Here is a 26,716-nt window from a genome sequence, read left to right as displayed (position 1 = left end):
CGGAGACGAAGGCCCCCGGCGGCTGCCGGGGGCCTCGACGTCCTTGCGGTGCAGGGGTGTCAGGGCAGGTTGCGCGCCATGACGATCCGCTGGACCTGGTTCGTTCCTTCGTAGATCTGCGTGATCTTCGCGTCGCGCATCATGCGCTCCACCGGGTAGTCGCGGGTGTAGCCGTAACCGCCGAGGAGTTGGACGGCGTCGGTGGTGACCTCCATCGCCACGTCGGAGGCGAAGCACTTGGCCGCGGCGCCGAAGAAGGTGAGGTCCTCGTGGGGGCCGCCGGCGGAGACGCGCTCCGAGCGGGCGGCCGCCGCGTAGGTCAGCTGGCGGGCGGCCTCGATCTTCATGGCCATGTCCGCGAGCATGAACTGCACGCCCTGGAAGTCGCCGATCGGCTTGCCGAACTGCTTGCGCTCCTGGACGTAGCCCTTGGCGTAGTCCAGGGCGCCCTGGGCGATGCCGAGCGCCTGGGCCGCGATGGTGATGCGGGTGTGGTCGAGGGTCTTCATCGCGGTGGCGAATCCGGTGCCCTCGGCGCCGATCATGCGGTCGGCGGGAATCCGGACGTTGTCGAGGTAGACCTCGCGCGTCGGGGAGCCCTTGATGCCGAGCTTCTTCTCGGGGGCGCCGAAGGAGACGCCCTCGTCGCCCTTCTCCACGACGAAGGCGCTGATGCCCTTGGAGCGCTTCTCGGGGTCGGTGACGGCCATGACCGTGTAGTACTCGGAGACGCCCGCGTTGGTGATCCAGCGCTTGACGCCGTTGAGCACCCAGAAGTCGCCGTCGCGCACGGCGCGGGTCTTCATGCCCGCGGCGTCGGAGCCCGCGTCCGGCTCGGAGAGCGCGTACGAGAACATCGCGTCGCCCTTGGCGAGGGGGCCCAGGTACTTGGCCTTGAGCTCCTCGGAGCCGGAGAGGACCACCGGGAGCGAGCCGAGCTTGTTCACGGCCGGGATGAGGGAGGAGGAGGCGCAGACGCGGGCCACCTCCTCGATCACGATGACGGTGGCGAGGGCGTCGGCCCCGGCGCCGCCGTAGGCCTCCGGGACGTGGACGGCGTGCAGGTCGCTGGCGACGAGGGCGTCCAGGGCCTCCTGCGGGAAGCGGGACTCCTCGTCGACCGCGGCCGCGAACGGCAGGATCTTCGCCTCGGCGAGCGAGCGGACCGACTCGCGGAGCATGTCGTGCTCCTCGGCCGGGCGGTACAGGTCGAAGTCGGCAGAACCCGCCAAGATCTCTCACTCCCCAGGTGGTGCGTGATGCTAACTACCGTTAAGTAACCCAAATCTTAGTGTCCGTCGCCGGTAGGGCGATATGGACGGCCCACGTGAGCTGTGCGACAGCGGCGGCCTCCCTCGGCAGCGTCCCCGCGGACGGGCACGACTATGCTCAGTGGCCGCAATCGCCCCGCACCTCTGGAGCACCCATGGCCCCCCTCAGGATCACCGTGATCGGCACCGGTTACCTCGGCGCCACGCACGCCGCAGCGATGGCGGAGCTCGGTTTCGAGGTGCTGGGGCTGGACGTGGTGCCGGAGAAGATCGAGATGCTGGCGTCCGGCCGGGTGCCGATGTACGAGCCCGGGCTGGAGGAGCTGCTCGCCCAGCACGTGGCCGGGCTGCCCGGCTCCTCGGGGCGGCTGCGCTTCACCACCTCCTGGGAGGAGGTCGGGGAGTTCGGCGACGTCCACTTCGTGTGCGTGAACACCCCGCAGAAGCACGGCGAGTACGCCTGCGACATGTCGTACGTCGACTCCGCGATGGAGTCGCTCGCCGCGCACCTGACGCGGCCGGTGCTGGTCGTGGGCAAGTCCACGGTGCCGGTGGGCTCGGCGGAGCGGCTGGCCGCGAAGCTCGCGGAGCTGGCCCCGGCGGGTGCCGGGGTGGAACTGGCGTGGAACCCGGAGTTCCTGCGGGAGGGCTTCGCCGTGCAGGACACCCTGCACCCGGACCGGATCGTGATCGGGGTGCAGGGCGAGCGCGGCGAGAAGCTCCTGCGGGAGGTGTACGAGACGCCGATGTCGCAGGGGTCCCCGCTGGTGGTCACCGACTTCCCGACCGCCGAGCTGGTGAAGACGGCCGCCAACTCCTTCCTCGCGACCAAGATCTCCTTCATCAACGCGATGGCCGAGGTCTGCGAGGCCGCCGGCGGCGACGTGGCCAAGCTCGCGGAGGCCATCGGCTACGACGAGCGGATCGGCGCGAAGTTCCTGCGCGCCGGGATCGGCTTCGGCGGCGGCTGCCTGCCCAAGGACATCCGGGCCTTCATGGCGCGCGCGGGCGAGCTGGGCGCCGACCAGGCGCTGACCTTCCTGCGGGAGGTCGACTCCATCAACATGCGGCGCCGCGGGCACATGGTGGAGCTGGCCCGCGAGGCGGTGGGCGGGTCGTTCCTCGGCAAGCGGGTCGCCGTGCTCGGCGCCACCTTCAAGCCGGACTCGGACGACGTCCGCGACTCCCCCGCGCTGAACGTGGCCGGGCAGATCCACCTCCAGGGCGGTCAGGTGACCGTCTACGACCCCAAGGGCATGGACAACGCGCGCCGGGTCTTCCCCACCCTCGCCTACGCGGACTCCGCGCTCGCGGCGGCCCGCGGCGCGGACGTCGTCCTGCACCTGACCGAGTGGCGGGAGTTCCGCGACCTCGACCCCGCCGAGCTGGGCTCGGTGGTCACCGACCGCCTGATCCTGGACGGCCGCAACGCCCTCGACCCCGAGCACTGGCGCGCGGCGGGCTGGACCTACCGCGCGATGGGCCGCCCCCGGGCCTGACGGGCACCGCCCCGGGCCCGCGGGGCGGCGGCCGGTCGCCCCCGCGGGGTCACAGCATCGCGTTGGAGGGCCCCCGGGACGCCTGGAGGTCCCGCGCCACCGCTTCCGCGTCGCGCAGCACCCGTACCGCGTTGGACCAGGTCAGCTTCGCCAGGTCGGGCGCGGACCAGCCGCGGGCCAGCAGTTCCGCGACCAGGTTCGGGTAGCCGGCCACGTCGTCCAGCCCCGAGGGGGTGAAGGCCGTCCCGTCGTAGTCCCCGCCGATGCCGATGTGGTCGATCCCGGCCACCTCGCGCATGTGGTCCAGGTGGTCCGCCACCGTGGCGGCCGTGGCCACCGGGCGCGGGCGCTGCGCCTCGAAGGCCCGGTGCACGGCCATCGCCTCGGGCGTGGTGTCCAGGTGGTGGAAGCCGTGCGCCCGCAGGTTCTCGTCGGCCGCCAGGGTCCACTCGACGGCGGCGGGGAGGATGAACTTCGGCACGAAGGTCGCCATCGCGATCCCGCCGTTGGCCGGCAGCAGCGCCAGCACGTCGTCCGGGACGTTGCGCACGTGGTCGCAGACGGCCCGCGCGGAGGAGTGCGAGAAGATCACCGGCGCGGCCGAGACCTCGATCGCGTCCCGCATCGTCGTCGCCGCGACGTGCGAGAGGTCCACCAGCATGCCGACGCGGTTCATCTCGCGGACGACCTCGCGCCCGAAGTCGGTGAGGCCCCCGTGCCGGGGCTCGTCCGTCGCCGAGTCCGCCCAGTCGATCGTGTCGTTGTGCGTGAGCGTCATGTACCGCACGCCCAGCCGGTACAGGGCGCGCAGGGTGGCGAGCGAGTTGTTGATGGAGTGCCCGCCCTCGGCGCCCATCAGCGAGGCGATCCGGCCGTCGGTGCGGGCCGCCTCCATGTCGTCCGCCGTCAGCGCCCGCACCAGGTCGCCGGGGTGCCGGTCGATCAGCTGGGCGACGACGTCGATCTGCTCCAGGGTGGCGCTGACCGCCTCGTCGCCCGCGTAGTCGGAGCGGACGTACACCGACCAGAACTGCGCGCCGACCCCGCCCGCCCGCAGCCGGGGGATGTCGGTGTGCAGGTGGGCGGACTGGTCGTCCGCGATGTTCCGGCGCGCCAGGTCGTAGCGCACCTTCTGCCGGTCCTCCGGGCGGGGGGAACCGGTGCGCAGCGCCCAGGGCAGGTCGTTGTGGCCGTCCACGACGGGGTGCTCGGCCAGCAGCGCGCGCGCCTCGTCCAGGCGCTGCGCCGCGCTCACTTGCCGAACCCGAAGGCGTCCGCGCCCGCGACCTTCGTACGCAGCCGCTTGCCCTTCTCGGTGGCCTGGTCGTTGAGCTCCTGCTGGAACTCGCGCATCCTGGCGAGCAGCTCGGGGTCGTGCGCGGCCAGCATCCGGACGGCCAGCAGGCCCGCGTTGCGCGCGCCGGCCACCGAGACGGTGGCCACGGGGACCCCGGCGGGCATCTGGACGATCGACAACAGGGAGTCCATGCCGTCGAGGTACTTCAGCGGGACCGGCACGCCGATGACCGGCAGCGGGGTGACGGACGCGAGCATGCCCGGCAGGTGGGCGGCGCCCCCCGCACCCGCGATGATCGCCTTCAGACCGCGTCCGGCGGCCTGCTCCCCGTACGCCACCATCTCGCGGGGCATCCGGTGGGCGGAGACGACGTCCACCTCGTACGGGATCTCGAACTCGTCGAGGGCCTGCGCGGCGGCCTCCATGACCGGCCAGTCCGAGTCCGAGCCCATGACGATGCCGACGACGGGGCCTGCGGCGGAGGTGCTCATTCGGTGACCGTCCCTCTGAGGTAGTCGGCAGCGTGGCGTGCGCGCTCCAGCACGTCGTCCAGGTCGTCGCCGTAGGTGTTGACGTGGCCGACCTTGCGGCCGGGCTTCACGTCCTTGCCGTACATGTGGATCTTCAGCTGCGGGTCGTGGGCCATGCAGTGCAGGTACGCCGCGTACATGTCGGGGTAGTCGCCGCCCAGCACGTTCGCCATGACCGTCCAGCGGGCGCGCGGGCGCGGGTCGCCCAGCGGGAGGTCCAGCACCGCGCGGACGTGGTTGGCGAACTGGGAGGTGACGGCGCCGTCCTGGGTCCAGTGGCCGCTGTTGTGCGGGCGCATCGCCAGCTCGTTGACGAGGATGCGGCCGTCGGTGGTCTCGAACAGCTCCACGGCCAGGTGGCCGGTCACGTCGAGCTCCTTGGCGATGCGCAGGGCCAGGGCCTGGGCCTCGCCCGCCAGCTCCTCGGAGAGGTTCGGGGCGGGCGCGATCACCGTGTCGCAGACCCCGTCCACCTGGACGGACTCCACGACGGGGTAGGCCACCGCCTGGCCGTGCGGGGAGCGCACGATGTTGGCCGCGAGCTCGCGGACGTACGCGACCTTCTCCTCCGCGAGGACCGGGACGCCCGCCTTGAAGGGGGCCTCCGCGTCCTGCGGGGAGCGCACGAACCACACGCCCTTGCCGTCGTATCCGCCGCGCACCGTCTTGAGGATGATCGGGAAGCCGCCCACCTCGTCCGCGAAGGCGCCCGCGTCCGCCGGATCGCGCACGATCCGGTGGCGGGGGCTGGGCGCGCCGATCTCGTCGAGCCTGGCGCGCATCACCCCCTTGTCCTGGGCGTGCACCAGCGCGTCGGGCCCCGGGCGGACGGGTACGCCGTCCGCTTCCAGGGCCCGGAGGTGCTCGGTGGGGACGTGCTCGTGATCGAAGGTGATCACGTCGCAGCCGCGCGCGAAGGCGCGCAAAGTCTCCAGGTCGCGATAGTCGCCGATGACGACGTCGCTCACGACCTGGGCCGCCGAGTCCTGTGGGGTGTCACTGAGGATCTTGAACTTGATGCCGAGGGGGATGCCCGCCTCGTGGGTCATGCGGGCGAGCTGACCGCCGCCGACCATGCCGACTACCGGGAACGTCACTCGTCCAGGGTATCCGCAGGTGCCGGGTGCCCCGGCGCGCCCTAGTTGTTCGCGGGCTCCGGCACCGGTCCGGCAACCGGCTGGGCCGGGCCGTCGGGGGCCTGCGGCGAGGCCTGGGCCGGTACGGAGGCCGCCGGAGCGGCCTCCGGCTCGGGCTCGGGCTCGGGCAGGGCCTTGAAGACCCAGGACCGGTACGACCAGAAGCGGAAGACGGTGGCGGTGCCGATGCCGACGAACTTGAACACGTTGGTGGCGACCGGGCCGTCCCAGCCGAACCCGTAGGTGGCGGTGTACAGCACGCCGTTCTCGATCACCAGGCCGATCGCGCTGAAGGCGGCGAACAGGGCCAGCTCGCGCGTGCGGCCGCTCTGGGCCCGGTCCCGGTAGGCGAAGTACCGGAAGCCGAGGTAGTTCGTGGCGATGGCCACGACGGTGGCTATGACGCTCGCGCGCACCACCTGGAGGTCGGTCGTGTGCCGGATCAGGTTGAAGACACCCAGGTTGACCAGCACCCCCAGACCGCCAACCGCCCCGAACTTGGCGACCTCGCGTGCGAGCCCGCGTACCCGTTCGAGGGCGGATCCGTGCCTCGGTGTGCTCATGTGGTGGTCCAGCCCCTTCTTCGTCAACCCGTTCATGGTAAGCGTCACCCCGGCGCGCCGTCCGTCCGCCGGCCGCAGTGCGATGTACGGCACACGCCTACCCCGTGGCGGGCCCGCTAGCGCACGGTCCGGGCGGGCTCGGCCCGTTCGGGGGCCGTCCGGCTCAGGAACAGCGCGAAGACCGGGGGCCGCGCCTGGAGCAGTTCGAGCCGGCCGCCGTCCGCCTCGGCGAGGTCCCGGGCGACGGCGAGGCCGATGCCGGTGGAGTTGCGGCCGCTGATGGCCCGCTCGAAGATCCGGTTGCCGAGGTCGGGGGGGACCCCGGGGCCCTCGTCCGTGACCTCCAGGACGGCCTGGTTGCCGATCACCCGGGTGCGCAGCGCGACGGTGCCGCCGCCGTGCATCAGCGCGTTCTCCACCAGGGTGGCCAGCACCTGCGAGACGGCGCCGGGGGTGCCGACGGCCCGGACGCCCTGCTTGCCGGAGCGCACGATGGCCCGGCCGGCGCTGCGGTAGGCGGGCCGCCACTCCTCCTCCTGCTGCTTGACGACCTCGTCCAGGTCGAAGGGGACCGCCGAGCCGGTCCGCGGGTCCCGCGAGTTCGTCAGGAGCCGCTGCACCACGTCGGTGAGCCGCTCCACCTGGGTGAGGGCGATGGTCGCCTCCTCCCGCACGGTCTCCAGGTCCTCGGCGACCGTGATCTCCTCCAACCGCATCGACAGGGCGGTGAGCGGGGTGCGCAGCTGGTGCGAGGCGTCCGCGGCCAGGCGCCGCTCGGCGGTCAGCATCCGCCCGATCCGCTCGGCGCTGGAGTCCAGTACGTCCGCGACCCGGTCCAGCTCGGGGACCCCGTACCGCTTGTGCCGGGGGCGCGGGTCGCCCGATCCGAGGCGCTCGGCCGTCTCGGCGAGGTCGGTGAGGGGGGAGGTGAGCCGGTTCGCCTGGCGTACGGCGAGGAGTACGGCCGCGACGACGGCCAGCAGGGCCACGGCGCCGACCACGGCCAGGGTCCGCCCGACCTCTCGGGTCACGGTGGAGCGGGCCTCCTCGACGACCACGAGCTCGCCCTGCTCGCCGCGGGCCGTGCCCCGGATCACGCTCTCGGAGATCCGGTCGCCGACTTCCACTTCCGGCTGTCCGGGGATGGTGATCCGGGCGTACGTGCCGGTGTCGAGCAGCTCGGCGAGGGCGGCGGTGTCCACCGGCTTGCGCTCCAGGATCTCGGACTCGACGACGCCCACCAGCCGCAGCGCCTCGGACTCGATGCGGTCCTGGGCGCTGCTGGTGATGGTGCGGGTCTCCACGATGACCAGGGAGACGCCGAAGACGGCGATGACGACGAGCACCACGGCGAGCGTGGAGTTGATCAGGCGGCGGCGCATGCCTCAGAGCATGCCCCAGGAAGGGGGCTCAGCTCTTCTCGAAGCGGAAGCCGACGCCGCGGACGGTGGCGATGTACCGCGGGTTGGCGGCGTCGTCGCCGAGCTTCTTGCGGAGCCAGGAGATGTGCATGTCGAGGGTCTTGGTGGAGGACCACCAGGTGGTGTCCCAGACCTCGCGCATCAGCTGGTCGCGGGTGACGACCCGGCCCGCGTCCCGGACGAGGACCCGCAGCAGGTCGAACTCCTTGGCGGTGAGCTGGAGCTCCTCCTCCCCCATCCAGGCGCGGTGCGACTCCACGTCGATCCGCACGCCGTGGGTGGCGGGGGGCTGGGCCGCCTCGGCGGCGCCGCGCCGGAGCAGGGCCCGGACGCGGGCGAGAAGCTCGGCGAGGCGGAAGGGCTTGGTCACGTAGTCGTCGGCACCGGCGTCCAGGCCCACGACCGTGTCCACCTCGTCGGCGCGGGCGGTGAGGACGAGGATCGGGAAGCCGTGCCCCTCGGCGCGCAGCCGGCGGGCGACCTCCAGGCCGTCCATGCCCGGCAGGCCGAGGTCCAGGACGACGAGGTCGACGCCGCCCTGCAGTCCCGCGTCCAGGGCGGCGGGGCCGTCCTCCCGGACCTCGACCTCGTACCCCTCCCGGCGCAGGGCGCGGGCCAGGGGCTCCGAGATGGATGCGTCGTCCTCGGCGAGCAGTACACGCGTCATGTGGGTGATGGTAGTCCGCGGGAAGTCAAAGCCGGGGCCTGCCGGTGCACCCCTGCGGAACTGGGCATACGAAGGACTGTCGACCTTCGAATGGGGCCGAACGGTTCCCTGGAATCCTGTGATCCATGTCTCAAGTCCTTCCATATGCCGCAGTGTCGTGTCGTATGGTGGCGAGACGCCTGATGCACTACCCAGGGGACCTTTGTGCCGAAAAGCGCGCCGAAGGCCTCCGATCCCGTTCCGGCCGGTTTGGCTGTCCCCACGCACTGACGTGGCGGCTGCCTGTCCGGCCCGACGACAGTGGATGACCTGTGGGCCGGGCCCGTCACGCGATGGTGCGCGACAGGGCGTGGACCCCGGTGTCGGACGTTCCACCGCTCCCCCTGCGAGGGGCGCGAGCCCCGAGGCGTGGGGCGGGACTCCCGTCGCCGGTGCCGGCCACCCCTCACCGGGCGCTACCAGGCTCACGAAGCCCAGCGTCCCGAGCAAGCAAGGATCGACCATGGCTTCCAGCCTGACGGAGGGCTCCGCGGACACGTCCTCGGAGAAGACCTTCTTCGGCCACCCCCGTGGCCTGGCCACGCTGTTCATGACCGAGATGTGGGAGCGCTTCTCCTACTACGGCATGCGCGCCCTCCTCGTCCTCTACCTGGTGTCGGGAGGCACGGAGGCCGCGACGGGCAGCCAGGGCGGCGGTCTCGCCTTCACGATGGCCACGGCGACGGCGATCTACTCCGTCTACGTGGCGATGGTCTACCTCATGGCCATGCCGGGCGGCTGGTTCGGCGACCGCGTCTGGGGCGCCCGCAAGACGGTCGCCATCGCCGGCGGTGTGATCATGGCCGGCCACGTGTCGCTGGCCGTTCCCGGCCAGGCGATGTTCTTCCTCGGCCTGGCCCTGGTGGCCGCGGGCTCCGGTCTGCTGAAGGCCAACATCTCGACGATGGTCGGCCACCTCTACGACGGCCCGGACGACCCGCGCCGCGACGGCGGCTTCACGATCTTCTACATCGGCATCAACGTCGGTGCCTTCGTCGCGCCCTTCGTCGTCGGAACCGTCGGCGAGAAGGTCAACTGGCACTTCGGCTTCCTGCTCGCCGCGGCCGGCATGGGCCTGGGTCTGATCCAGTTCCTCCTCGGCACCAAGCACCTGGACGCCCGCAGCAGCCTCGTCCCGAACCCGCTGTCGGCGGCCGAGCGCAAGGCCGTCATCGTCAAGGTCGCCGGCGTCGTCGTCGCGGCCGCCGTGTTCTACGGCGCGGTCGCCGCCCTCGGCATGTACACCCTGAACTGGGCGCTCGTCCCGATCACCCTCGCCGGCCTGGTCATCCCGATCGCCGTCCTGGTCCGCATCAAGCGCGACAAGGACCTGTCGGGCACCGAGCAGTCGAAGATGTCCGCGTACATCTGGTTCTTCGTGGCCGCCGCGGTCTTCTGGATGATCTACGACCAGGGTGGCTCGACCCTGTCGCTGTTCGCCGACGGCAAGACCGCCGACACCGTCTTCGGCCTCGGCTTCCCGGCCACCTGGTACCAGTCGCTGAACCCGCTGTTCGTCATGGCGCTGGCGCCGGTCTTCGCCTGGCTGTGGCTCTGGCTGGCCCGCAAGAACCAGGAGCCGAACACCATCGTGAAGTTCGCGATGGGCCTGGTCCTGGTCGGCGCGTCCTTCTTCGTCTTCATCGTCCCGATGAACATGGCGGGCGACGGCACCAAGGTCTCCCCGATGTGGCTCGTCTCGATCTACATGATCCAGACCATCGGCGAGCTGTGCCTCTCCCCGGTCGGCCTCTCCGTCACCACGAAGATGGCCCCGCAGAAGTACGCCTCCCAGATGATGGGCGTCTGGTTCCTCGCGGTCACCGCGGGCGACTGCACCACCGGCCTGCTCTCCATCGCCGGCGTGGACCTCAACGGCGTGTCGGTGATCGCCTTCGAGGCGACCGCCGCGGTGGTCGCGGGCATCGCGATCTACTCGTACCGCAAGAAGGTCCAGTCCCTCATGGGCACGGTGCACTGACGCACCCCGCGCACACGGGAGCGGCCCGGCACACCCCTCGGTGTGCCGGGCCGCTCCCGTGTCCGGTGCCTACCGGGTGCCGCGCAGGCGGCGCCAGGGGGTGAAGGTGAAGACCGCGCCGCCGAGCAGGACGACCGTGCCGGCGACCAGGGCCAGGGCCCTGATGCCGCCCTCGTCCTGCGCGCCGGTCTCGGCGAGGCCGCCCGAGGTGCTGGTGGCGCTGCCGGAGCCGCCCGAGGTGGACGGCGAGCCGGAGCCGCCCTCCTGGGCCGTGGTGTCCAGCTCCAGTGAGACGCCGGTGGTGGACGCCTTGCAGGGGACGGTCAGGGGGGCGGACCCCTCGGCCATCGTGACGTCGATCGCCATGTCGGACGGGCTGAGGGTGACCTTGCCCGTCTTGCCGGGCTTGTAGGTGCCCGCCATGTCGCTGAGGCTGACCCCTTCGCCCTGGCCGATCGGTGCGGCGTTGGCCGGTCCGGTGACCTTGACCGCGCCGGTGTCGGCGCCGCCGAGCTTGATCTGCATCGACGGCTTCAGCGCGCCCTTGGGCAGGGGGAGCGGGGCCTTCATGGCGTCCTTGGCCGTCTTGACGGTCAGGTCGTAGCTGCCGCCGTTCTTCTTCGCGCTGACGGTGACCGGGGTGGTGATGCCGCCGGGGACGGTCTCCCCGCAGTCGAACTTCACGTCGACGGCCTTGCCCGGGAAGTCGCTCTGGCCGCCGCCGCCCGCCGTGGTCCCGCCGCTGGTGGCCCCGCCGTTCGTGGCGCCGCCGTTCGTCGCGCCGCCGTTCGTGGCCCCGCCGTTCGTGGCCCCGCCGTTCGTCGCGCCGCCGCTGGAGCCGGCCGACACGTCGATGGTCGCCCCGGCGGTGACGCCACCCGTCGGCGCGCACTTGGTGACGAAGGTGCCGATGGGGAAGGTCACGGAGACGTCGTACTTCCCGGGGGTCAGCGTGATCTTGCCGGCCTTGGTGAGCTTCAGCTTGCCCTTCATGGCGGACATCACCATGGGGGCCTTCTTCGGGATCTCCGGGTTCTTCTTCTCCCCCACGACCTTCAGCTCGCCCATGCCGGCGCCGAGCGCGATCCAGCCGGTGGGGAGGACGGAGTCCTTGGGGATCACCATCAGGTCCGTGTTGTTCGAGGCGGGCTTGACCGTCTCCCAGACCACGTCCACCTCGTCACCGACCTTGGCCGTGGCCGGGGCCGTGATCCTGGCGGTGGTGTCGCCCTCCACGGGGCTGCCGCCGCCGGCCGGCGGAATGCACTTGACCTTGTACGTGGTCTCGGCCGCCTGGGCGGGAGAAGCCGCCAGGGCGATGCCCGCGCCGCCGAGCAGCAGCGCGACCGCGGCCGCGCTTACCCTCCGTTGGGTCTTCACGAATGTCCCTTCGTCGTCGAACGGTTCTCAGACGGTGCGGACGTCTGCGGTGAGGTCTCCGGCGCGCTGTCCGGGATGAACCACGGCAGGACCGCCGTGGTGGTCTGTGGGGGCGGGGCCGCCGGCGGCTCGGCACGCTCCGCCCGCGCGGCTCTGCGTACGACGGGCAGCCGGGCCGTCACGGCGGTGGCCGCCTCCGCGCCGCCGCGGTGGCGGCCGCCGGCCGCCGCGGCGCGCGGCCGGACCCGGTCGACGACGGCCATGCCGAGGCGGAAGACCGCGGCGGGGACCACCAGCAGGAGCAGGCCCCAGAAGAGCAGGACCCCGTACGGCCGGTCCACGCCCCAGGGCTGGGTGGCCACCACCGTCTCGCCGTACTTGAGCGAGACCGTGTAGTCGCCGTGGGCCCCCGCGGCGAGTGCGACGTCCAGTGCGATCTCCGCCTTGCCGCCCGGCGGGATGGTGCCCTTCCAGCGGGCCTCCTCCCACAGCGGTGCGAAGACCCCGTGGGCGGTCCCGAGCTGGAAGACGGGGTCCGTGACCGGGGCCGAGCCGAGGTTGCCGACGGTGACCTTGAACCTGCGGGACGGCGGGGCGCCGAACCAGGTCAGCACGGTGTCCCCGCCCTCCAGGCGCACCCCGGTGAGCATCGCGAGGCGGGCGGTGCCTGATGCGGCCGGCAGCTCCGCCACGGGGTGGTCGGTGATCTTCAGGGGGACGGCGACGGTGGACCGGTCCCCGTTGACGGAGGCCACGTTGACGACGCAGGGGCACGGCGTGGGGGGCGCCACGACGGGCAGCCGGGCGGCGAAGCGCCCGTCGTCGGCGACCGAGACGGCGGATCCGTCGGCGTTGGCGCAGCTGTTGGTCCCGCCGATCATGTTCTGGCCGCAGACCAGCAGCATCACCATCGTCCTGGCGGGCCAGCCGGTGCCGGTGACGGTGATCTCGGTGCCCTTCGCGGCCTCCTGGAGCGAGAGGACCGCCGCGGGTTCGCGCTCGGCTGCCGCGGCCGGGACCGCCGCCGGCAGCGCGAGGGCGAGGGCCGCCGGCGCCGCGGCGAGGAGGGCCGCGAGCCGTGCTCCGGCGCCGGCCTTGCGGGCGGCCATGGCGCTCACCTGGGGGCTCCCGTCAGTTCGTGGTCCGGTGCGGGGGTCGGGTCGCCCTGCTCCGGTGGTGCGTCGGGTACCCCGCCCTGCGGCTGCTCGGCGCGGGCCCGCCGGCCGCGTACGAGCGCCGGCGCGGCCGCCCCGGTCCCGCCGAGCAGGAGCAGTCCGGCTCCCGTCCAGCCCGCTGCCCGCCAGGGCACGAACCAGGCGGAGGCCTCCGCCGTGGCCTCGGCTCCGCCGGGCGCGGTGACGGTGAGGGTGAGGCGGACCCGGTCGAGGGCGGGGGCCCCGGGCCACGGTTCGCTCAGCGCGACCCGCTGACCCGGGAGAAGCTCCAGCGGCAGGGGGCGGGCGCTGCGGCCCGGGAGGTCGCCGAAGGCCCCCTCGGCGTCGATGGCGAGCTGGGGGGCGAGGGCGACGTTCCCGCGGTTGACCAGGGTGTACGCGACTTCGGCGGCCGCGCCCCGGCCGCGCACGGAGACGTCCTCGACGGTGAGGGCGGCCAGGGTGGGACCGCTGACCCGCAAGTGGACCCGTACTCCCGCCTCGCGGCCCGCCTCGGTGGCGACGACGGCGGCGGGGTGGTCGCCGGGCGGGGAGGCGGGCGGGACGGTGACGGTGAAGGGGACCACGGCGCGGGTGCGGGGCGGGATCGTCACGGTGGCGCCGGAGCCGAAGCCGATCCAGGCTCCGGCCCCCGTCGGCGCCGCGGCGGGGCGGACCGCGAAGGTCCCGTCGGCGGTGTGGTGGGCGTCGGCTCCGCGCAGGGTGACGGTGCGTTCCCGGTCCGTGGCGTTGGTCAGGGACAGGCGGTCCTCCAGCACGGCGCCGGGGGCGCCGGCCAGGTAGAAGTACGGGCGCGCGCCGCCGGGGCGGGGGGCGCTCCCGGCGGCGGGCTCGGCGGTCCAGCCGGGCTCGTCGGCGGCGGCGGGACGGGCGGAGCCCGCGTACAGGGCGGCGGCGGTGAGGAGCGCCGCGCCGAGGCGGGCGGTCCTCCCGGGGGCGGGGAGCACGGGCATGGCCGGGGCTGCTCCGTTCAGGGCCGGGCCCGTCGGCGCCGGGTCAGCCAGAGCATGCCGGCGGCGCCGGAGAGCAGCACGGTGGCGCCGAGGGTTCCCAGGGCGAGGGCGGAGTCGGCGGGGCCGGTCTGCGGCAGGGTGTCCTGGCCGGCTCCGGAGCTCCCGCCGGACTGCGGGGCGCCGCCGGACTGCGGGGCGCCGCCGGACTGCGGGGCGCCGCCGGCGGGGGCCGTGACGTCGAGCTCCAGGGAGGGGCCGGGGCGGTTGCCGGGGGTGCAGGTGGTGGTGGTGCCCATCGCCTTGATGGTGAGCACGCCGGCGGTGAAGGTGACCTTGCCGCTCTTCTTGGGGGTGAAGGTGCCCGAGAGGTCGGTGATCTTGATGGGGGTGTCGGCGGGCGCGGCCTCGGGGTTGGGCGGGCCGGCCACGGGGACGGAGGCCTTCTCGGCGCCGTCGACGAGGATGACCGCGCTGGGGGTCATCGCGCCCTTGCCGAGTTCGATGGGGCTGGACGAGACGCCCTTCTGGAAGGACATCGTCAGCTTGTAGGCGTCGCCCTCCTTGACCGCCTTGATGTCGATGGGCGACACCGCCGACTTGTCGCCGATCGGGGTCTTGCAGTCGTAGGCCACGTCGACGACGGCCGCGTGGGCCGCGGGGGCGGCCAGCAGGACCGCCGGTCCGGCCAGCGCGGAGGCCAGCGCGAGCGCGGTGGAGCGTTTCCGGTGGGACACCTTCGTCTTCCCCTCGCCACGTTACTGACGGCACATCAGATTGGTGGCTCAAGGTACGCCCGGGGCCTTGCGGAGGGAAGACACGGGACGGCCCGGATCAACGGCCCTCCGGTCGGCCGCTTTCGGACGCGCCCGACGGCGGCGGCGCGGCCCGGAAGCGGCCCGGTGCGGCCCCGGGCACGGCCCGGAAGCGGCCGGGGTGCGGCCCGGCCGCGCCCGGTGCGGGTCAGGACGCGCGGACCCCGCGCTGCCAGACGGCCGACACGAGGGGGACGCCCGGCCGGTAGGCGAGGTGGACGTGGCTCGGGGCGTCGAGCAGGGCCAGGTCGGCGCGGGCCCCGGGGGTGAGCACGCCGATGTCGCCGCGGCGCAGGGCGCGCGCGCCGCCCGCGGTGGCCGACCAGAGGGCCTCGTCGGGGGTCATCCGCATGTCCCGTACGGCGAGCGCGATGCAGAACGGCATGGAACTGGTGTAGGAGGAGCCCGGGTTGCAGTCCGTGGACAGGGCCACGGTGGCGCCCGCGTCGATGAGGCGGCGGGCGTCGGGCCACCGGGCCCGGGTGGAGAACTCGGCTCCCGGCAGCAGGGTGGCCACGGTGGTCGCCGCGGCCTGGCCGAGGGCGTCGACGTCGGCGTCGCTGAGGTGGGTGCAGTGGTCGGCGGAGGCGGCTTCGAGCTCCACGGCGAGCTGCACGCCGGGCCCGTGGGACAGCTGGTTGGCGTGGATGCGCGGGATCAGCCCCGCGGCGGCGCCCGCGGTGAGGATCGCGCGGGCCTGGTCGCCGTCGAAGGCGCCCTCCTCGCAGAAGACGTCCACCCAGCGGGCGTACGGGGCGCACGCGGCCAGCATCTCGCCGGTGACGAGGTCCACGTACCCGGCGGGGTCGTCGGCGTGGTCGGGCGGGACGATGTGCGCGCCGAGGTAGGTGACCTCCTCGGTGTGCGCGGCGGCGATGCGCAGGGCGCGGGCCTCGTCCGCGACGGTGAGGCCGTAGCCGGACTTGGTCTCGAAGGTGGTGGTGCCCTGGCGGCGGGCCTCGTGGAGGTGGCGCAGCAGATTGGCCTCCAGCTCGGCGTCGGTGGCGGCGCGGGTCGCCGCGACGGTCGTGCGGATGCCGCCGGCCGAGTACCGGCGGCCCGACATGCGGGCGTTGAACTCGGCGGTGCGGTCGCCCGCGAAGACCAGGTGCGAGTGGGAGTCGACGAAGCCGGGGATGACGGCGCGGTCGTGCGCGTCGAAGGCCTCGTCCGCGGCCGGGACCTCGGCCGCGGGGCCGACCCAGGCCACCGTGTCGCCGTCGATGACGACGGCGGCGTTCTCGATCAGGCCCAGGGGTGAACCGTCGCCGACGGACGGGTCGTTGGTGACGAGACTGCCGATGTTGGTGATTGCGGTGGTGGTCACGGGGGTCCTCTCAGAGCGTGTTGTCCCCGCCCCGCCCTTTCTCTGGCCCGGTCCGGAAAAGGCGGGGCGGGGAAGGGCCCGGCGCAGGCGCCCGGGTCAGGAGCGCAGGGCGGCGATGGCCTCGGCCAGGGCGGACGGGACGTCCTCGACCAGGGTGTGGTGGCCGTCGCGGACGACGTGCCGGCCGCCGACCACCGTGTGCCGGACGTCGGCGGCGGCGGCGGCGAAGACGGCCGTCTCCGCGCCGAGCCGGGGCAGGGCCCCCGCCGTCCGTACGGAGTCCAGGGCGACGGTGGTGAAGTCCGCGGGCGCGCCCTGCTCCAGGCGGCCCGCGTCGGGCCGGCCGAGGGCCGCGTGCCCGTCCTCGGTCGCCGCGGTGAGCAGGGCGTTCGCCGTCCAGTGGCCGCGGGTGCGGCTGCTCAGGCGCTCGTTCAGCTCCATCGCGCGGGCCTCCTCGAACAGGTCGATCACCGCGTGGCTGTCGCTCCCGAGGGACAGCGGGCTGCCCGCGCGCTGGAGGCGGACGGCCGGGCCGGTGCCGTCGGCGAGGTCGCGTTCGGTGGTGGGGCACATGCAGGTACCGGTGGCGCTGTTGCCGAGGAGCGCGATGTCCGCGTCGGTGAGGTGCGTGTTGTGGACGCCGGTGGTGCGGGGGCCGAGCACCCCGTGGTCGGCGAGGAGCTGCGTCGGGGTCCGGCCGTGCGCGGCCCGGCAGGCGTCGTTCTCGGCGGTCTGCTCCGAGAGGTGGACGTGCAGGGGCGCCCCGCGCTCCTGCGCCCAGCGGGCGACGGTGGACAGCTGGTCCGCGGGCACCGCCCGCACCGAGTGGATCGCGGCGCCGATCAGGGCGTGCCCGCGCGGCTTCAGGGCCGAGACCCGCTCGGCCCAGGCGTCGGCGGTGCCGTCGCAGAAGCGCAGCTGGTGCGCGTTCGGCGCGGCGCCGAAGCCCGCCGCGAGGTAGGCCGTGTCCAGCAGGGTGATCCGGATGCCGGCCGCGGCGGCGGCCTCGAGCAGGGCCTCGCCCATGGCGTTCGGGTCGGCGTAGGGGGCGCCGCCGGGCGCGTGGTGGACGTAGTGGAACTCGCCGACGTTCGTGATGCCGGCCAGCGCCATCTCGGCGTACACCGCGCGGGCGAGGGCGAAGTAGGTGTCCGGGGTGAGGTTCTGGGCGACCTTGTACATGACGTCGCGCCAGGTCCAGAAGGTGCCGGAGCCCACCTGCACGGTGGAGCGCAGGGCCCGGTGGAAGGCGTGGCTGTGCGCGTTGGCCAGGCCCGGGAGGGTCAGGCCGCGCAGCACCTGCGCGCCGGGGGGCGGGCTCTGCGCACCGGTGCGCAGGGCGCCGATCCGCCCGTCGGCGGCGACCTCCAGGGCGACGCCCGGCTCGACGTGGGTGCCGAGCCAGGCGTGCTCCAGCCAGTACGTCTCGGGCGCGGCCACCGCCTGCCCCTTCACCTGCATGCGAGTCCTTCCAGTACGTCGGCGAGGGCGAGGACCCCGGCCACGCAGTCGTCCTCGGCGGCGAACTCCCGCGGGGAGTGGGAGACGCCGGTCGGGTTCCGTACGAACAGCATCGCGGTCGGGACGGCCGCGGAGAGGATCCCGGCGTCGTGTCCCGCGCCCGTGCCGAGCACGGGAACGGAGCCGCCGAGGATTCGGTCGATCTCGTCGCGCAGGGCGTGCTCGAACTCGACGACCGGGGTGAAGGACTCCCGGACGACCGCCAGCTCGGTCCCGTCCTGGTCGGCACGCTCGCGGGCGGCCTTCTCCACGGCGGTGACGACGGTGTCCAGGGTGGCCTGGTCGGCGGCGCGGGAGTCGAGCCAGCCGCGCACCAGGGACGGGATCGCGTTGACCCCGTTGGGCTCGACCGCGATCTTCCCGAAGGTGGCGACGGCGCCGGCGAGGGCGGCCTCGGTGCGGGCGGCCAGCACGGTCGCCGCGTACGTGAGCATCGGGTCGCGGCGGTCGGCGAGCCGGGTCGTGCCGGCGTGGTTGGCCTCGCCGCGGAAGTCGAACCGCCAGCGGCCGTGCGGCCAGATCGCGGAGGCGATGCCGACCCGGTCCCCCGACAGGTCCAGGGCGCGGCCCTGCTCCACGTGCAGTTCGACGAAGGCCCCGATGCGGGCGAGGCGTTCGGGGTCGGCGCCGATGGCGTCGGGGTCGTACCCGGCGGCCTCCATGGCCTGGGGCAGGGCGATGCCGTCGGCGTCGCGGAGCTCGTACGCCTTCTCCTTGGTCAGCTGCCCGGCGGCGAGCCGGGAGCCGACACAGGCGAGGCCGAAGCGGGCCCCTTCCTCGTCGCCGAAGTTGGTGATGGCGAGGGGCCTGGAGAACTCCGCCCCCCTCCTGCGGAGTTCGTCCAGGGCCGCGAAGGAGGACACCACCCCGAGGGGGCCGTCGAAGGCCCCGCCGTCGGGGACGGAGTCCAGGTGGGAGCCGGTGACCACGGCGTCCCCGGCGAGGGGGTCGCCGAGCCAGGCCCACTGGTTGCCGTTGCGGTCGCTCTCGTAGGCGAGCCCGCGCGCCCGCGCCTGCTCCTGGAACCAGGTCCGGCAGTCGGCGTCGGCGCCGGTCCAGGCGTAGCGGCGGTAGCCGCCGGAGTCCGCGTGGCGGCCGACGGGGGCCAGGTCGGCCCACATCGTGTGGAACGAGGGGGCGCCCGGGGCCCGGCCGGCCGGCGGAGCCTGGTACGCCGGGCCGCCGGGGGCGGGGGTCTCGCTCACGCGGTGTCCCCCTCGCGCATCGGGATGCGCACGTCGCGCTCGTCGGCGACGGTCTCGGCGATGTCGTAGCCGGCGTCGACGTGGCGGATGACGCCCATGCCCGGGTCGTTGGTGAGGACCCGGCGGATCTTCTCGCCGGCCAGCGGGGTGCCGTCGGCGACCGTGACCTGGCCCGCGTGGATGGAGCGGCCCATGCCGACGCCGCCGCCGTGGTGGATGGAGACCCAGGAGGCGCCGGAGGCCACGTTGACCATGGCGTTGAGCAGCGGCCAGTCGGCGATGGCGTCGGAGCCGTCGAGCATGGCCTCGGTCTCGCGGTACGGGGAGGCGACGGAGCCGCAGTCGAGGTGGTCGCGGCCGATGACCAGCGGGGCGGCCAGTTCGCCGCTCGCGACCATGTCGTTGAACCGCTCGCCGGCCCGGTCGCGCTCGCCGTAGCCGAGCCAGCAGATGCGGGCGGGCAGGCCCTGGAAGTGGACGCGCTCGCCGGCCATCTTGATCCAGCGGTGCAGGGACTCGTTCTCCGGGAAGAGTTCCAGCATCGCCTTGTCGGTCTTGTGGATGTCGGAGGCCTCGCCGGACAGGGCCGCCCAGCGGAAGGGGCCCTTGCCCTCGCAGAACAGCGGGCGGATGTAGGCGGGGACGAAGCCGGGGAAGGCGAAGGCGCGGTCGTAGCCGGCCAGCTGGGCCTCGCCGCGGATGGAGTTGCCGTAGTCGAAGACCTCGGCGCCCGCGTCCATGAAGCCGACCATGGCCTCGACGTGCCGGGCCATGGACTCGCGGGCGCGGGTGGTGAAGCCCGCCGGGTCCTTGGCGGCGTAGGAGGCCATGTCGTCGAAGTCGACGCCGACGGGGAGGTAGGCGAGCGGGTCGTGGGCGGAGGTCTGGTCCGTCACGATGTCGATCGGGGCGCCCTCGGCGAGCATCTGCGGGAGCAGCTCGGCGGCGTTGCCGAGGAGGCCGATGGAGAGCGGCTTGCGGGCGTCGCGGGCCTCGACGGCCAGCTGGAGGGCGTGGCGGAGGTTGTCGGCCTTGACGTCGAGGTAGCGGTGCTCGATGCGGCGGTCGATGGCGCGCGGATCGACGTCGATGCAGAGGGCGACGCCGTCGTTCATCGTGACGGCCAGCGGCTGGGCGCCGCCCATGCCGCCGAGGCCGGCGGTCAGGGTGATGGTGCCGGCGAGGGTCCCGCCGCCCTTGCCCGTGGAGTGCAGCTTGGCGGCGACGGCCGCGAAGGTCTCGTAGGTGCCCTGGAGGATGCCCTGGGTGCCGATGTAGATCCAGGAACCGGCCGTCATCTGGCCGTACATCGTCAGGCCCAGCTGCTCCAGGCGGCGGAACTCCTCCCAGTTGGCCCAGTCGCCCACCAGGTTGGAGTTGGCGAGCAGCACGCGCGGCGCCCACTCGTGGGTCTGCATGACGCCGACCGGGCGGCCGGACTGGACGAGCATCGTCTCGTCCTGCTTGAGCGTCTGCAGGGTGCGGACCATGGCGTCGTACGAGCGCCAGTCGCGGGCGGCCTTGCCGGTGCCGCCGTAGACGACGAGCTTGTCGGGGTGCTCGGCGACCTCGGGGTCGAGGTTGTTCTGGAGCATCCGCAGCGCGGCCTCCTGCTGCCATCCCAGGGTGCTGAGTGCGGTACCGCGCGAGGCCCGTACGGGGCGAGGTCCTGACATGGCTGTGCCTCCTCCGGTGTTGGTCAATCCATTCACATCCTGTCGCGATGAATAGATTCAGTCAACAGCTGCGGGCGGGTCCGCGCGGTGGTGGGATGGCGCACATGGCTGCCGAAACGCACGCGGGGACGCCCACCGAGGACGCGGAGGGCGCCGCCGGGCGCCGGGACCGGGCCGTACGGGCCGCCGTCGGCCAGGGGCTGCTGGACGTCGATCCGCTGGTCTGCCTGCTGGACGTGGCCGGAATCCGGGCCTCCGCGGCGGCCCTGACCGGCGCGTTCGCGGCCGCCCTGCCCCCGGGCACCCCCGTCCTGCACGCCTTCGCGGTCAAGGCGGCCCCGCTCGTCCCGGTGCTGCGGCTGCTCGCGGACTGCGGGATCGGCTGCGAGGCGGCCGGCCCCGGCGAGCTGGCACTGGCCCGCGCGGCCGGGGTGGAGCCGGGGCGGACCGTCCTGGACTCCCCCGCCAAGACCACCGACGAACTGCGCGGGGCCCTCGCCCTCGGGGTCGCCGTCAACGCCGACAGCCGCCAGGAGCTGGAGCGCCTCGACGCCCTGGTGGCGGCGGCCCCCACCCGGTCCCCGGTCGGCGTCCGGATCAACCCCCAGACGGGGGCGGGCGCGATCGACGCGCTGTCCACGGCCACCGCCACCTCGAAGTTCGGCGTCGCCCTGCGCGACCCGGGTGCGCGCGAGTGGCTCGTACGGGCCTGCCTGGACCGGCCGTGGCTCACGCGCCTGCACGTCCACTCGGGCTCGCAGGGCGTGCCGCTGCCCCTGATCGCGGCCGGCGTGCGGGAGCTGCACGCGCTGGCCGAGGAGGTCAACGCGGCGGCCGGGCGCCGGCAGATCGACACCCTCGACATCGGCGGCGGACTGCCGGTGAACTTCGCCTCGGACGAGGAGACCCCGACGTACGGGCAGTACGTCGCGGCCCTGCGCGCGGCGGTGCCCGCGCTGTTCGACGGTTCGTACGGCCTGGTCACCGAGTTCGGCCGGTCCCTGCTCGCCAAGCACGGGCTGGTCCTGGCGCGGGTCGAGTACACCAAGACCACCGGGGCCCGCCCCATCGCCGTGACCCACGCGGGCGTACAGGTGGCGACCCGCACCGTGTACGCCCCGGCGGCCTGGCCGCTGCGGATCGTCGCCTACGACGCACAGGGCGCCCCGAAGACCGGCGCCCCGGTCGCGCAGGACGTCGCCGGCCCGGCCTGCTTCGCGGGCGACCTGCTCGCGACGGCCCGGGAGCTGCCGCCGCTGGCGCCGGGCGACCTGATCGGCGTCCCGGACACGGGGGCGTACTTCTTCACCGCCCACTACGGCTACAACAGCCTCCCGCGCCCCGCCGTCCACGGCTTCACCCGTTCGGCGGCGGGCGGAATCCGCTTCGCCCCGGTCCGCCCCGCGCAGGACCTGCCGTCGATCGTCGCCGAGGCGGGCGCCGCCTTCCGGGACGCGCTGCTCTGAGGGGACCCGCGTCGCCGACGCGGCCGACACCGCCCCCGCGGACGCCGCCGGTCACGGCACCGGGCACGGCGGCCGGGCACGGCACCGTCACTCCACGAACAGTCCGCGCGCCGCGGCCCGCGCGTCGAAGGCCTCCAGCCGCGCCTGCGCGTCCGGCAGGGCGTCCGCCATCGCCTCCAGCAGCACCCGGCCCAGCAGCATCGGCGCGCAGGCCGTGTCGAAGGCCAGGCCGGTGCCGACCGGCGCCGGGATCAGCAGGTCCGAGTGGCGGGCCACCGGCGCGAAGGCCGAGTCCGCGACGGTGACCACGGTCAGACCGGCCCGGCGGGAGCGCTCCAGGGTCTCCACGACCTCCCGGGGATGGCGGGGCAGGGCGAAGCACAGCAGGGCGGTGGCCCCGTCGTAGAGGGCGCTGTCGATGCGGTCCTCCAGCATCGAGCCGCCCTCGTCGAGGAGCCGCACGTCGGGGTGCACCTTGGCGGCGAAGTACGCGAACCCGCGCGCCTGGGAGGACGCCGCCCGCAGCCCGAGCACCGGCAGCGGGACCGACGCCGCGAGCAGCCGCCCCGCCTCCTGGACCGGCGCGGGGTCGGCGAGCGCCGCCGCCAGCCGCCGCAGGTTCTCGATCTCGCCCTGGACGGCCTGCTGGTACTCGTTGTACGCGTCCTGCCGCACGGCGCCCTCGCGCTCGGCGGGGGCCACCTCGCGCAGGTGCCGGCGGAGCGCGGGATACCCGTCGAAGCCGAGCGCCACCGCGAACCGGGTGACCGACGGCTGGCTCACCCCGGCCAGCTCCGCGAGCTCCACGCTCGACAGGAACGGCACCTCGGCCGCCCCGCGCACCATGCAGTGCGCGATCCGCCTCTGGGTCGGCGTCAGCCGGTGCCCCTCGAACAGCTTCTGCAGCCGTGCGGCCGGGCTGTCGCTCATCGCCGCCCCCTCCATCCCGTCCCCGGTTGAGATATTCAGTCACGGAGCACTCTGCATGCGGTTATGCAGCTCGGCAAGCCGCGGCCGCGACGCGGAGCGGGGGACGGGCGGGATGGCCGGTCAGGCGAGCGGGTCGCGCTCCCGGCGGCGGAAGGACTTGTGGGCGTGGATGAAGTTCACGGCCACGATGCCCGCCCAGACCACCAGCAGCCCGCTCAGCCGCGCCTGGGCGGCGCCGATCGCGGAGAGGGGCACCGCCAGGACGAGGGTGACCACGGCGAAGCCGAACCGCTCGCCGAAGGCGGAGACGCCCGCGCCCGGCCCCGGCCCCGGGGACCCGCCGCGGGCGGCGAGGAGGCGTTCCTCGGCCATCCTCCGCCGCACCTGGGTGTCGACCTTCTCGACGAACGAGTCCACCAGCGCGGCCTCGTACTCGGGCCCCAGCTCACGCCGGGCGTCCAGGGTGGCGTCGAGTTCCTTCTTCAGCTCTTGGGAGTGCGCGTCCATCCCCTCACCGTAGGAAGCGGCGGGGGCTCGGGCACTGGGGCTGTCCCCCCTCTTGCGGACGGGAGCCGCGGGGGGCGCCGTACGGGGGCGCGATCCGGAGCCGGAAGGGCGGGCCCGGCACGCTCCGGAGGAGGAGGACTGGCGCGGGGACCGCCGCACCCCCGGTTGCCCGGGGGGCGGGACGACGGCGGTCCCCGCGATGGACACGGGCCGGGTCAGGGCCGTCCGCGTCCGTGGCGTCCACGTGGTCCGGGAGCCGCTCCGGAGGCACGCAACACCGTTCGGTGGTGCCGGCCGGGTTTCCGGTCTCCCGGTCCTCCCTGCCGACAACCACCACTGTGCCGGAGCCGTGTTAAGCCGGTGCTGCCGTCACGTGTCGGGCCCGTACCGTTTGCGCGACGGCCGCGCGCGGCCGTCGCGCACGGCCGCTGCGCACGACCGCTGCGGCTACTTGGACTCCTTGGCCAGGAAGGCCAGCAGGTCCTGACGGCTCACCACGCCGGTCGGCTTGCCCTCGACCAGGACGATCGCCGCGTCGGCCTCGCCGAGCACGGCCATCAGCTCGGAGACGGGCTCGCCGGAGCCGACCTGCGGCAGCGGCGCGCTCATGTGCTTCTCCAGCGGGTCGCCCAGCGAGGCCCGCTGCGCGAACAGCGCGGACAGCAGCTCCTTCTCGACGACGGAGCCGATGACCTCGGCGGCCATCACGTCGGGGTGGCCGGCGCCCGGCTTGACGATCGGCATCTGCGAGACGCCGTACTCGCGCAGGACCTCGATGGCCTGGCCGACGGTCTCCTCGGGGTGCATGTGGACGAGGGAGGGGATGCCGCCCTCCTTGTCGGCCAGCACGTCGCCGATGCGCGCGGCGGGGCCGGCCTCCTCCAGGAAGCCGTGTCCGGCCATCCACTCGTCGCTGAAGATCTTGCTCATGTAACCGCGGCCGCTGTCCGGCAGCAGGACGACGACCACGTCGTCCGGTCCCAGGCCCTCGGCGGCGCGCAGCGCGGCGACGACCGCCATGCCGCAGGAGCCGCCGACGAGCAGGCCCTCCTCCTTGGCCAGGCGGCGGGTCATCTGGAAGGAGTCCTTGTCGGACACCGCGATGATCTCGTCCGTCACATCGGGGTCGTAGGCGGTCGGCCAGAAGTCCTCGCCGACGCCCTCGACGAGGTACGGCCGGCCCGAGCCGCCGGAGTACACCGAGCCCTCGGGGTCGGCGCCGATGACCTTGACCTTTCCGCCGCTGACCTCCTTGAGGTAGTTGCCGGTGCCGGAGATCGTGCCGCCCGTGCCGACGCCCGCGACGAAGTGGGTGATCTTCCCGTCCGTCTGCTCCCAGAGCTCGGGGCCGGTGGTCTCGTAGTGCGAACGGGGGTTGTTCGGGTTGCTGTACTGGTCGGGCTTCCAGGCGCCGGGCGTCTCGCGCACGAGGCGGTCGGACACGTTGTAGTACGAGTCCGGGTGCTCCGGGTCGACGGCCGTGGGGCACACGACCACGTCGGCCCCGTAGGCGCGCAGGACGTTGATCTTGTCCAGGGACACCTTGTCAGGGCAGACGAAGATGCACTTGTAGCCCTTCTGCTGGGCCACGATGGCGAGTCCTACGCCCGTGTTGCCGCTGGTCGGCTCCACGATGGTGCCGCCGGGCCTGAGGGCTCCGCTCTGCTCGGCGGCCTCGATCATCCGTACGGCGATCCGGTCCTTCACGGACCCGCCGGGGTTGAAGTACTCGACCTTGGCAAGGACGGTGGCCTGCAGGCCTTCGGTCACACGGTTGAGCTTCACCAGCGGGGTGTTGCCGACGAGGCTGATCATCGAGTCGTGGAATTGCACCATGTTCTCCAGGGAGGGGACTCCACGGGTTCTCCGGGAGGTCCGGCCAGAGTATGCCGAAAGGGATTGGCCGACCGTACGTACGGGGCAGGAAGGTCAGGGAAGGCCCAGTCGGCGAAGCGAGGTGGCCTGAAGGTTGTCCAGGGCGAGAACGGCCCGCCGGATCGCGGCGGGGGCGGCGTACGGCGGAGGCGGCCTCGGGCTGGTCGGGGCCGCCGCGGTCGGGCTGGTGCTGGCGGAGGTGCAGTTCGCGAAGCGGACGGTGGGCACCGGGCTGCCGGATCCGCCGCGCGCGGACGGGCTGTACGGGAGCGAGTTCGGCGGCCCGGAGCAGAGCCCGGGCCCGCTGCGGCTGGGCATGCTGGGCGACTCCACGGCCGCGGGACTGGGCGTGCGGCGGGCCCGGCAGACACCGGCGGCCCTGCTGGCCTCGGGGCTGGCCTCGGTGGCCGAGCGGCCGGTGGAGCTGCGCAACGTCGCCCTGTCGGGGGCCATGTCGGACGACCTGGAGCGGCAGGTGGGACTGCTGCTCGACGGGGCCGGGGGCCAGGACGTGCCGCCGCCGGACGTGTGCGTGATCATGATCGGCGCGAACGACGTGACGCGGCGGATGCCGCCGGTCCACTCGGTGCGGTGCCTGACCGCGGCCGTACGGCGGCTGCGGCTGGCCGGGGCCGAGGTGGTCGTGGGCACCTGCCCGGACCTGGGCACCATCGAGCCGGTGTACCAGCCGCTGCGGTGGGTGGCCCGGCGGGTCTCGCGCCAGCTGGCCGCCGCCCAGACCATCGGGGTGGTCGCGCTGGGCGCCCGCACGGTCTCCATGGGCGACCTGCTGGGCCCCGAGTTCGCCGCGAACCCGCGCGAGATGTTCGGCCCGGACTCCTACCACCCGTCGGCCGAGGGGTACGCGACGGCGGCGATGGCCGTGCTCCCGACGCTGTGCGCGGCGCTCGGGGTCTGGCCGGAATCCGACCGGCTGGACGTCTCCCGGGACGAGGACATGCTGCCGGTGGCCGAGGCCGCGTCGGCGGCGGCGGGGCAGGCGGGCACGGAGGTCACGGCCGCCCGCGGTCCGTGGGCCCTGCTCAAGCACCGGCGCCGCCGCCGGGTCCCGGGCGAGGAACTCCCCCCCGCCCCGCCCGGCACCCCCTCCCCCAACCCGGAGGCGGTCTCAGGCCCGACGTAGACCCCCGGCGACCCGGAGGACCCCTCCCGGGGCCCCACGGCCCCTCCGGCCCCTCCGGGCCCTCCCGGAGGCCCGGGTGGGGTTCCCGGGCCTTCGGAACCCCCCGGGCCCTCCGACAGCCTCCGCAGGCCCGGGGCGGGGTTCCCGGCCGCTGGGAGAGCCCGCGGGCCCTACGAGCCGACTCCGGCTGGGCCCCTGCGAGCCGGTCCGATCCGGGCTCGGCGGACCGCCGGGCAAGAGCCGGCGACGGCGCCCGGCGCCGGGCCGCCCGGCGGGCGGCCGGCCGGCCGGCGGCGACGATCGGCGCCCGTCGGGCCCGCGCGGGCGCGCCCGACCCGGGG

Annotated in this window: 22 protein-coding genes; 4 read left to right on the top strand and 18 right to left on the bottom strand. The window is 73.8% G+C overall.

All coding sequences use genetic code 11. The features are described from left to right. Window positions 1-59 precede the first annotated feature (59 nt). Window positions 60-1,232 carry an acyl-CoA dehydrogenase family protein gene (locus tag ACFWU6_RS21185; protein ID WP_383806882.1) on the bottom strand — a complete coding sequence of 391 codons (1,173 nt, stop codon included), beginning with the start codon at window positions 1,230-1,232 and terminating at the stop codon, window positions 60-62. A 194-nt stretch (window positions 1,233-1,426) separates the two neighbouring features. Here ACFWU6_RS21185 and ACFWU6_RS21180 point away from each other — a divergent pair, with 194 nt between their 5' ends. Beyond that, window positions 1,427-2,770 carry a UDP-glucose dehydrogenase family protein gene (locus tag ACFWU6_RS21180; RefSeq protein WP_383982423.1) on the top strand — a complete coding sequence of 448 codons (1,344 nt, stop codon included), beginning with the start codon at window positions 1,427-1,429 and terminating at the stop codon, window positions 2,768-2,770. A gap of 49 nt (window positions 2,771-2,819) precedes the next feature. On the opposite strand, the gene ACFWU6_RS21175 is transcribed toward ACFWU6_RS21180, so the two are convergent. The 6 genes from ACFWU6_RS21175 to ACFWU6_RS21150 all read right to left on the bottom strand — a co-directional run bounded on the left by ACFWU6_RS21175 (window position 2,820) and on the right by ACFWU6_RS21150 (window position 8,384). Continuing rightward, the gene (locus tag ACFWU6_RS21175) at window positions 2,820-4,025 is read right to left on the bottom strand and encodes a dipeptidase (RefSeq protein WP_383982421.1); all 1,206 of its coding nucleotides are present in this window, start codon (window positions 4,023-4,025) and stop codon (window positions 2,820-2,822) included. Next, a complete protein-coding gene (gene purE / locus ACFWU6_RS21170; RefSeq protein ID WP_383806890.1) occupies window positions 4,022-4,558 on the bottom strand; it encodes a 5-(carboxyamino)imidazole ribonucleotide mutase in 537 nt (178 codons plus the stop codon). Before purE ends, ACFWU6_RS21175 begins: the two co-directional genes overlap by 4 nt. Next, entirely contained in the window at window positions 4,555-5,694 is a 1,140-nt protein-coding gene (locus tag ACFWU6_RS21165; RefSeq protein ID WP_383806893.1) for a 5-(carboxyamino)imidazole ribonucleotide synthase, read from the bottom strand. Before ACFWU6_RS21165 ends, purE begins: the two co-directional genes overlap by 4 nt. A gap of 41 nt (window positions 5,695-5,735) precedes the next feature. Further along, window positions 5,736-6,296 carry a GtrA family protein gene (locus tag ACFWU6_RS21160; protein ID WP_383982462.1) on the bottom strand — a complete coding sequence of 187 codons (561 nt, stop codon included), beginning with the start codon at window positions 6,294-6,296 and terminating at the stop codon, window positions 5,736-5,738. A 116-nt stretch (window positions 6,297-6,412) separates the two neighbouring features. Next, window positions 6,413-7,678, bottom strand: coding sequence for an ATP-binding protein (locus ACFWU6_RS21155; protein ID WP_383806896.1), 1,266 nt, complete (start codon window positions 7,676-7,678; stop codon window positions 6,413-6,415). 28 nt (window positions 7,679-7,706) lie between these two features. After that, window positions 7,707-8,384: a response regulator transcription factor gene (locus ACFWU6_RS21150; protein WP_383806899.1), complete on the bottom strand. Its 678-nt coding sequence runs from the start codon at window positions 8,382-8,384 to the stop codon at window positions 7,707-7,709. A gap of 502 nt (window positions 8,385-8,886) precedes the next feature. Between ACFWU6_RS21150 and ACFWU6_RS21145 the strand changes: the two genes are divergently transcribed. Further along, window positions 8,887-10,404 (top strand): peptide MFS transporter, encoded by a 1,518-nt coding sequence (locus ACFWU6_RS21145; protein ID WP_383982419.1) that lies wholly within the window; start codon window positions 8,887-8,889, stop codon window positions 10,402-10,404. 69 nt (window positions 10,405-10,473) lie between these two features. On the opposite strand, the gene ACFWU6_RS21140 is transcribed toward ACFWU6_RS21145, so the two are convergent. The 8 genes from ACFWU6_RS21140 to hutU all read right to left on the bottom strand — a co-directional run bounded on the left by ACFWU6_RS21140 (window position 10,474) and on the right by hutU (window position 20,453). Next, the gene (locus ACFWU6_RS21140; protein WP_383982417.1) at window positions 10,474-11,784 is read right to left on the bottom strand and encodes a hypothetical protein; all 1,311 of its coding nucleotides are present in this window, start codon (window positions 11,782-11,784) and stop codon (window positions 10,474-10,476) included. Further along, window positions 11,781-12,893 (bottom strand): hypothetical protein, encoded by a 1,113-nt coding sequence (locus tag ACFWU6_RS21135; protein ID WP_383982459.1) that lies wholly within the window; start codon window positions 12,891-12,893, stop codon window positions 11,781-11,783. The genes ACFWU6_RS21140 and ACFWU6_RS21135 overlap by 4 nt, the downstream gene beginning before the upstream one ends. A gap of 5 nt (window positions 12,894-12,898) precedes the next feature. Further along, a complete protein-coding gene (locus tag ACFWU6_RS21130) occupies window positions 12,899-13,912 on the bottom strand; it encodes a hypothetical protein (RefSeq protein ID WP_383982416.1) in 1,014 nt (337 codons plus the stop codon). A 17-nt stretch (window positions 13,913-13,929) separates the two neighbouring features. Beyond that, window positions 13,930-14,646, bottom strand: a complete 717-nt coding sequence (locus tag ACFWU6_RS21125) for an LPXTG cell wall anchor domain-containing protein (protein WP_383982414.1) — start codon at window positions 14,644-14,646, stop codon at window positions 13,930-13,932. A 226-nt stretch (window positions 14,647-14,872) separates the two neighbouring features. After that, window positions 14,873-16,051, bottom strand: a complete 1,179-nt coding sequence (gene hutI / locus ACFWU6_RS21120) for an imidazolonepropionase (RefSeq protein ID WP_383982412.1) — start codon at window positions 16,049-16,051, stop codon at window positions 14,873-14,875. 96 nt (window positions 16,052-16,147) lie between these two features. Then, window positions 16,148-17,512, bottom strand: a complete 1,365-nt coding sequence (locus ACFWU6_RS21115; protein ID WP_383982410.1) for a formimidoylglutamate deiminase — start codon at window positions 17,510-17,512, stop codon at window positions 16,148-16,150. Next, window positions 17,503-18,693, bottom strand: coding sequence for an allantoate amidohydrolase (locus ACFWU6_RS21110; RefSeq protein ID WP_383982457.1), 1,191 nt, complete (start codon window positions 18,691-18,693; stop codon window positions 17,503-17,505). The genes ACFWU6_RS21115 and ACFWU6_RS21110 overlap by 10 nt, the downstream gene beginning before the upstream one ends. Before the next feature lie 80 nt (window positions 18,694-18,773). After that, a complete protein-coding gene (gene hutU, locus ACFWU6_RS21105) occupies window positions 18,774-20,453 on the bottom strand; it encodes a urocanate hydratase (protein WP_383982408.1) in 1,680 nt (559 codons plus the stop codon). A 104-nt stretch (window positions 20,454-20,557) separates the two neighbouring features. On the opposite strand from hutU, the gene ACFWU6_RS21100 reads away from it, so the two are divergent. Beyond that, the gene (locus ACFWU6_RS21100) at window positions 20,558-21,919 is read left to right on the top strand and encodes a diaminopimelate decarboxylase (protein ID WP_383982407.1); all 1,362 of its coding nucleotides are present in this window, start codon (window positions 20,558-20,560) and stop codon (window positions 21,917-21,919) included. Between the two features lie 87 nt (window positions 21,920-22,006). On the opposite strand, the gene ACFWU6_RS21095 is transcribed toward ACFWU6_RS21100, so the two are convergent. From ACFWU6_RS21095 to ACFWU6_RS21085, 3 genes are all read right to left on the bottom strand, one after another. Continuing rightward, window positions 22,007-22,849, bottom strand: a complete 843-nt coding sequence (locus ACFWU6_RS21095; RefSeq protein WP_383811888.1) for a MurR/RpiR family transcriptional regulator — start codon at window positions 22,847-22,849, stop codon at window positions 22,007-22,009. A 120-nt stretch (window positions 22,850-22,969) separates the two neighbouring features. Continuing rightward, the gene (locus tag ACFWU6_RS21090; protein ID WP_383811886.1) at window positions 22,970-23,356 is read right to left on the bottom strand and encodes a hypothetical protein; all 387 of its coding nucleotides are present in this window, start codon (window positions 23,354-23,356) and stop codon (window positions 22,970-22,972) included. A 447-nt stretch (window positions 23,357-23,803) separates the two neighbouring features. Next, on the bottom strand, window positions 23,804-25,189 hold the full coding sequence (locus ACFWU6_RS21085) for a cystathionine beta-synthase (RefSeq protein ID WP_383811915.1): 1,386 nt from the start codon (window positions 25,187-25,189) through the stop codon (window positions 23,804-23,806). A gap of 136 nt (window positions 25,190-25,325) precedes the next feature. Between ACFWU6_RS21085 and ACFWU6_RS21080 the strand changes: the two genes are divergently transcribed. Then, entirely contained in the window at window positions 25,326-26,375 is a 1,050-nt protein-coding gene (locus ACFWU6_RS21080; RefSeq protein ID WP_383811883.1) for an SGNH/GDSL hydrolase family protein, read from the top strand. Window positions 26,376-26,716 lie beyond the last annotated feature (341 nt).

Source organism: Streptomyces sp. NPDC058674 (assembly GCF_042716505.1).
GTDB lineage: Bacteria > Actinomycetota > Actinomycetes > Streptomycetales > Streptomycetaceae > Streptomyces.
Note: the sequence above shows the minus strand (reverse complement) of the source record. Positions and strands in the feature narration are given on the sequence as shown.

Excerpts from the sequence above, each read along its gene's own strand:
- ACFWU6_RS21145 (WP_383982419.1), top strand. The coding sequence starts at position 8,887 with ATGGCTTCCAGCCTGACGGAGGGCTCCGCGGACACGTCCTCGGAGAAG.
- ACFWU6_RS21130 (WP_383982416.1), bottom strand. The coding sequence starts at position 13,912 with ATGCCCGTGCTCCCCGCCCCCGGGAGGACCGCCCGCCTCGGCGCGGCG.
- ACFWU6_RS21155 (WP_383806896.1), bottom strand. The coding sequence starts at position 7,678 with ATGCGCCGCCGCCTGATCAACTCCACGCTCGCCGTGGTGCTCGTCGTC.
- ACFWU6_RS21150 (WP_383806899.1), bottom strand. The coding sequence starts at position 8,384 with ATGACGCGTGTACTGCTCGCCGAGGACGACGCATCCATCTCGGAGCCC.
- ACFWU6_RS21100 (WP_383982407.1), top strand. The coding sequence starts at position 20,558 with ATGGCTGCCGAAACGCACGCGGGGACGCCCACCGAGGACGCGGAGGGC.
- hutU (WP_383982408.1), bottom strand. The coding sequence starts at position 20,453 with ATGTCAGGACCTCGCCCCGTACGGGCCTCGCGCGGTACCGCACTCAGC.
- ACFWU6_RS21160 (WP_383982462.1), bottom strand. The coding sequence starts at position 6,296 with ATGAGCACACCGAGGCACGGATCCGCCCTCGAACGGGTACGCGGGCTC.
- ACFWU6_RS21135 (WP_383982459.1), bottom strand. The coding sequence starts at position 12,893 with ATGGCCGCCCGCAAGGCCGGCGCCGGAGCACGGCTCGCGGCCCTCCTC.
- ACFWU6_RS21180 (WP_383982423.1), top strand. The coding sequence starts at position 1,427 with ATGGCCCCCCTCAGGATCACCGTGATCGGCACCGGTTACCTCGGCGCC.
- purE (WP_383806890.1), bottom strand. The coding sequence starts at position 4,558 with ATGAGCACCTCCGCCGCAGGCCCCGTCGTCGGCATCGTCATGGGCTCG.
- ACFWU6_RS21110 (WP_383982457.1), bottom strand. The coding sequence starts at position 18,693 with ATGTGGGCCGACCTGGCCCCCGTCGGCCGCCACGCGGACTCCGGCGGC.
- ACFWU6_RS21115 (WP_383982410.1), bottom strand. The coding sequence starts at position 17,512 with ATGCAGGTGAAGGGGCAGGCGGTGGCCGCGCCCGAGACGTACTGGCTG.
- ACFWU6_RS21095 (WP_383811888.1), bottom strand. The coding sequence starts at position 22,849 with ATGAGCGACAGCCCGGCCGCACGGCTGCAGAAGCTGTTCGAGGGGCAC.
- ACFWU6_RS21090 (WP_383811886.1), bottom strand. The coding sequence starts at position 23,356 with ATGGACGCGCACTCCCAAGAGCTGAAGAAGGAACTCGACGCCACCCTG.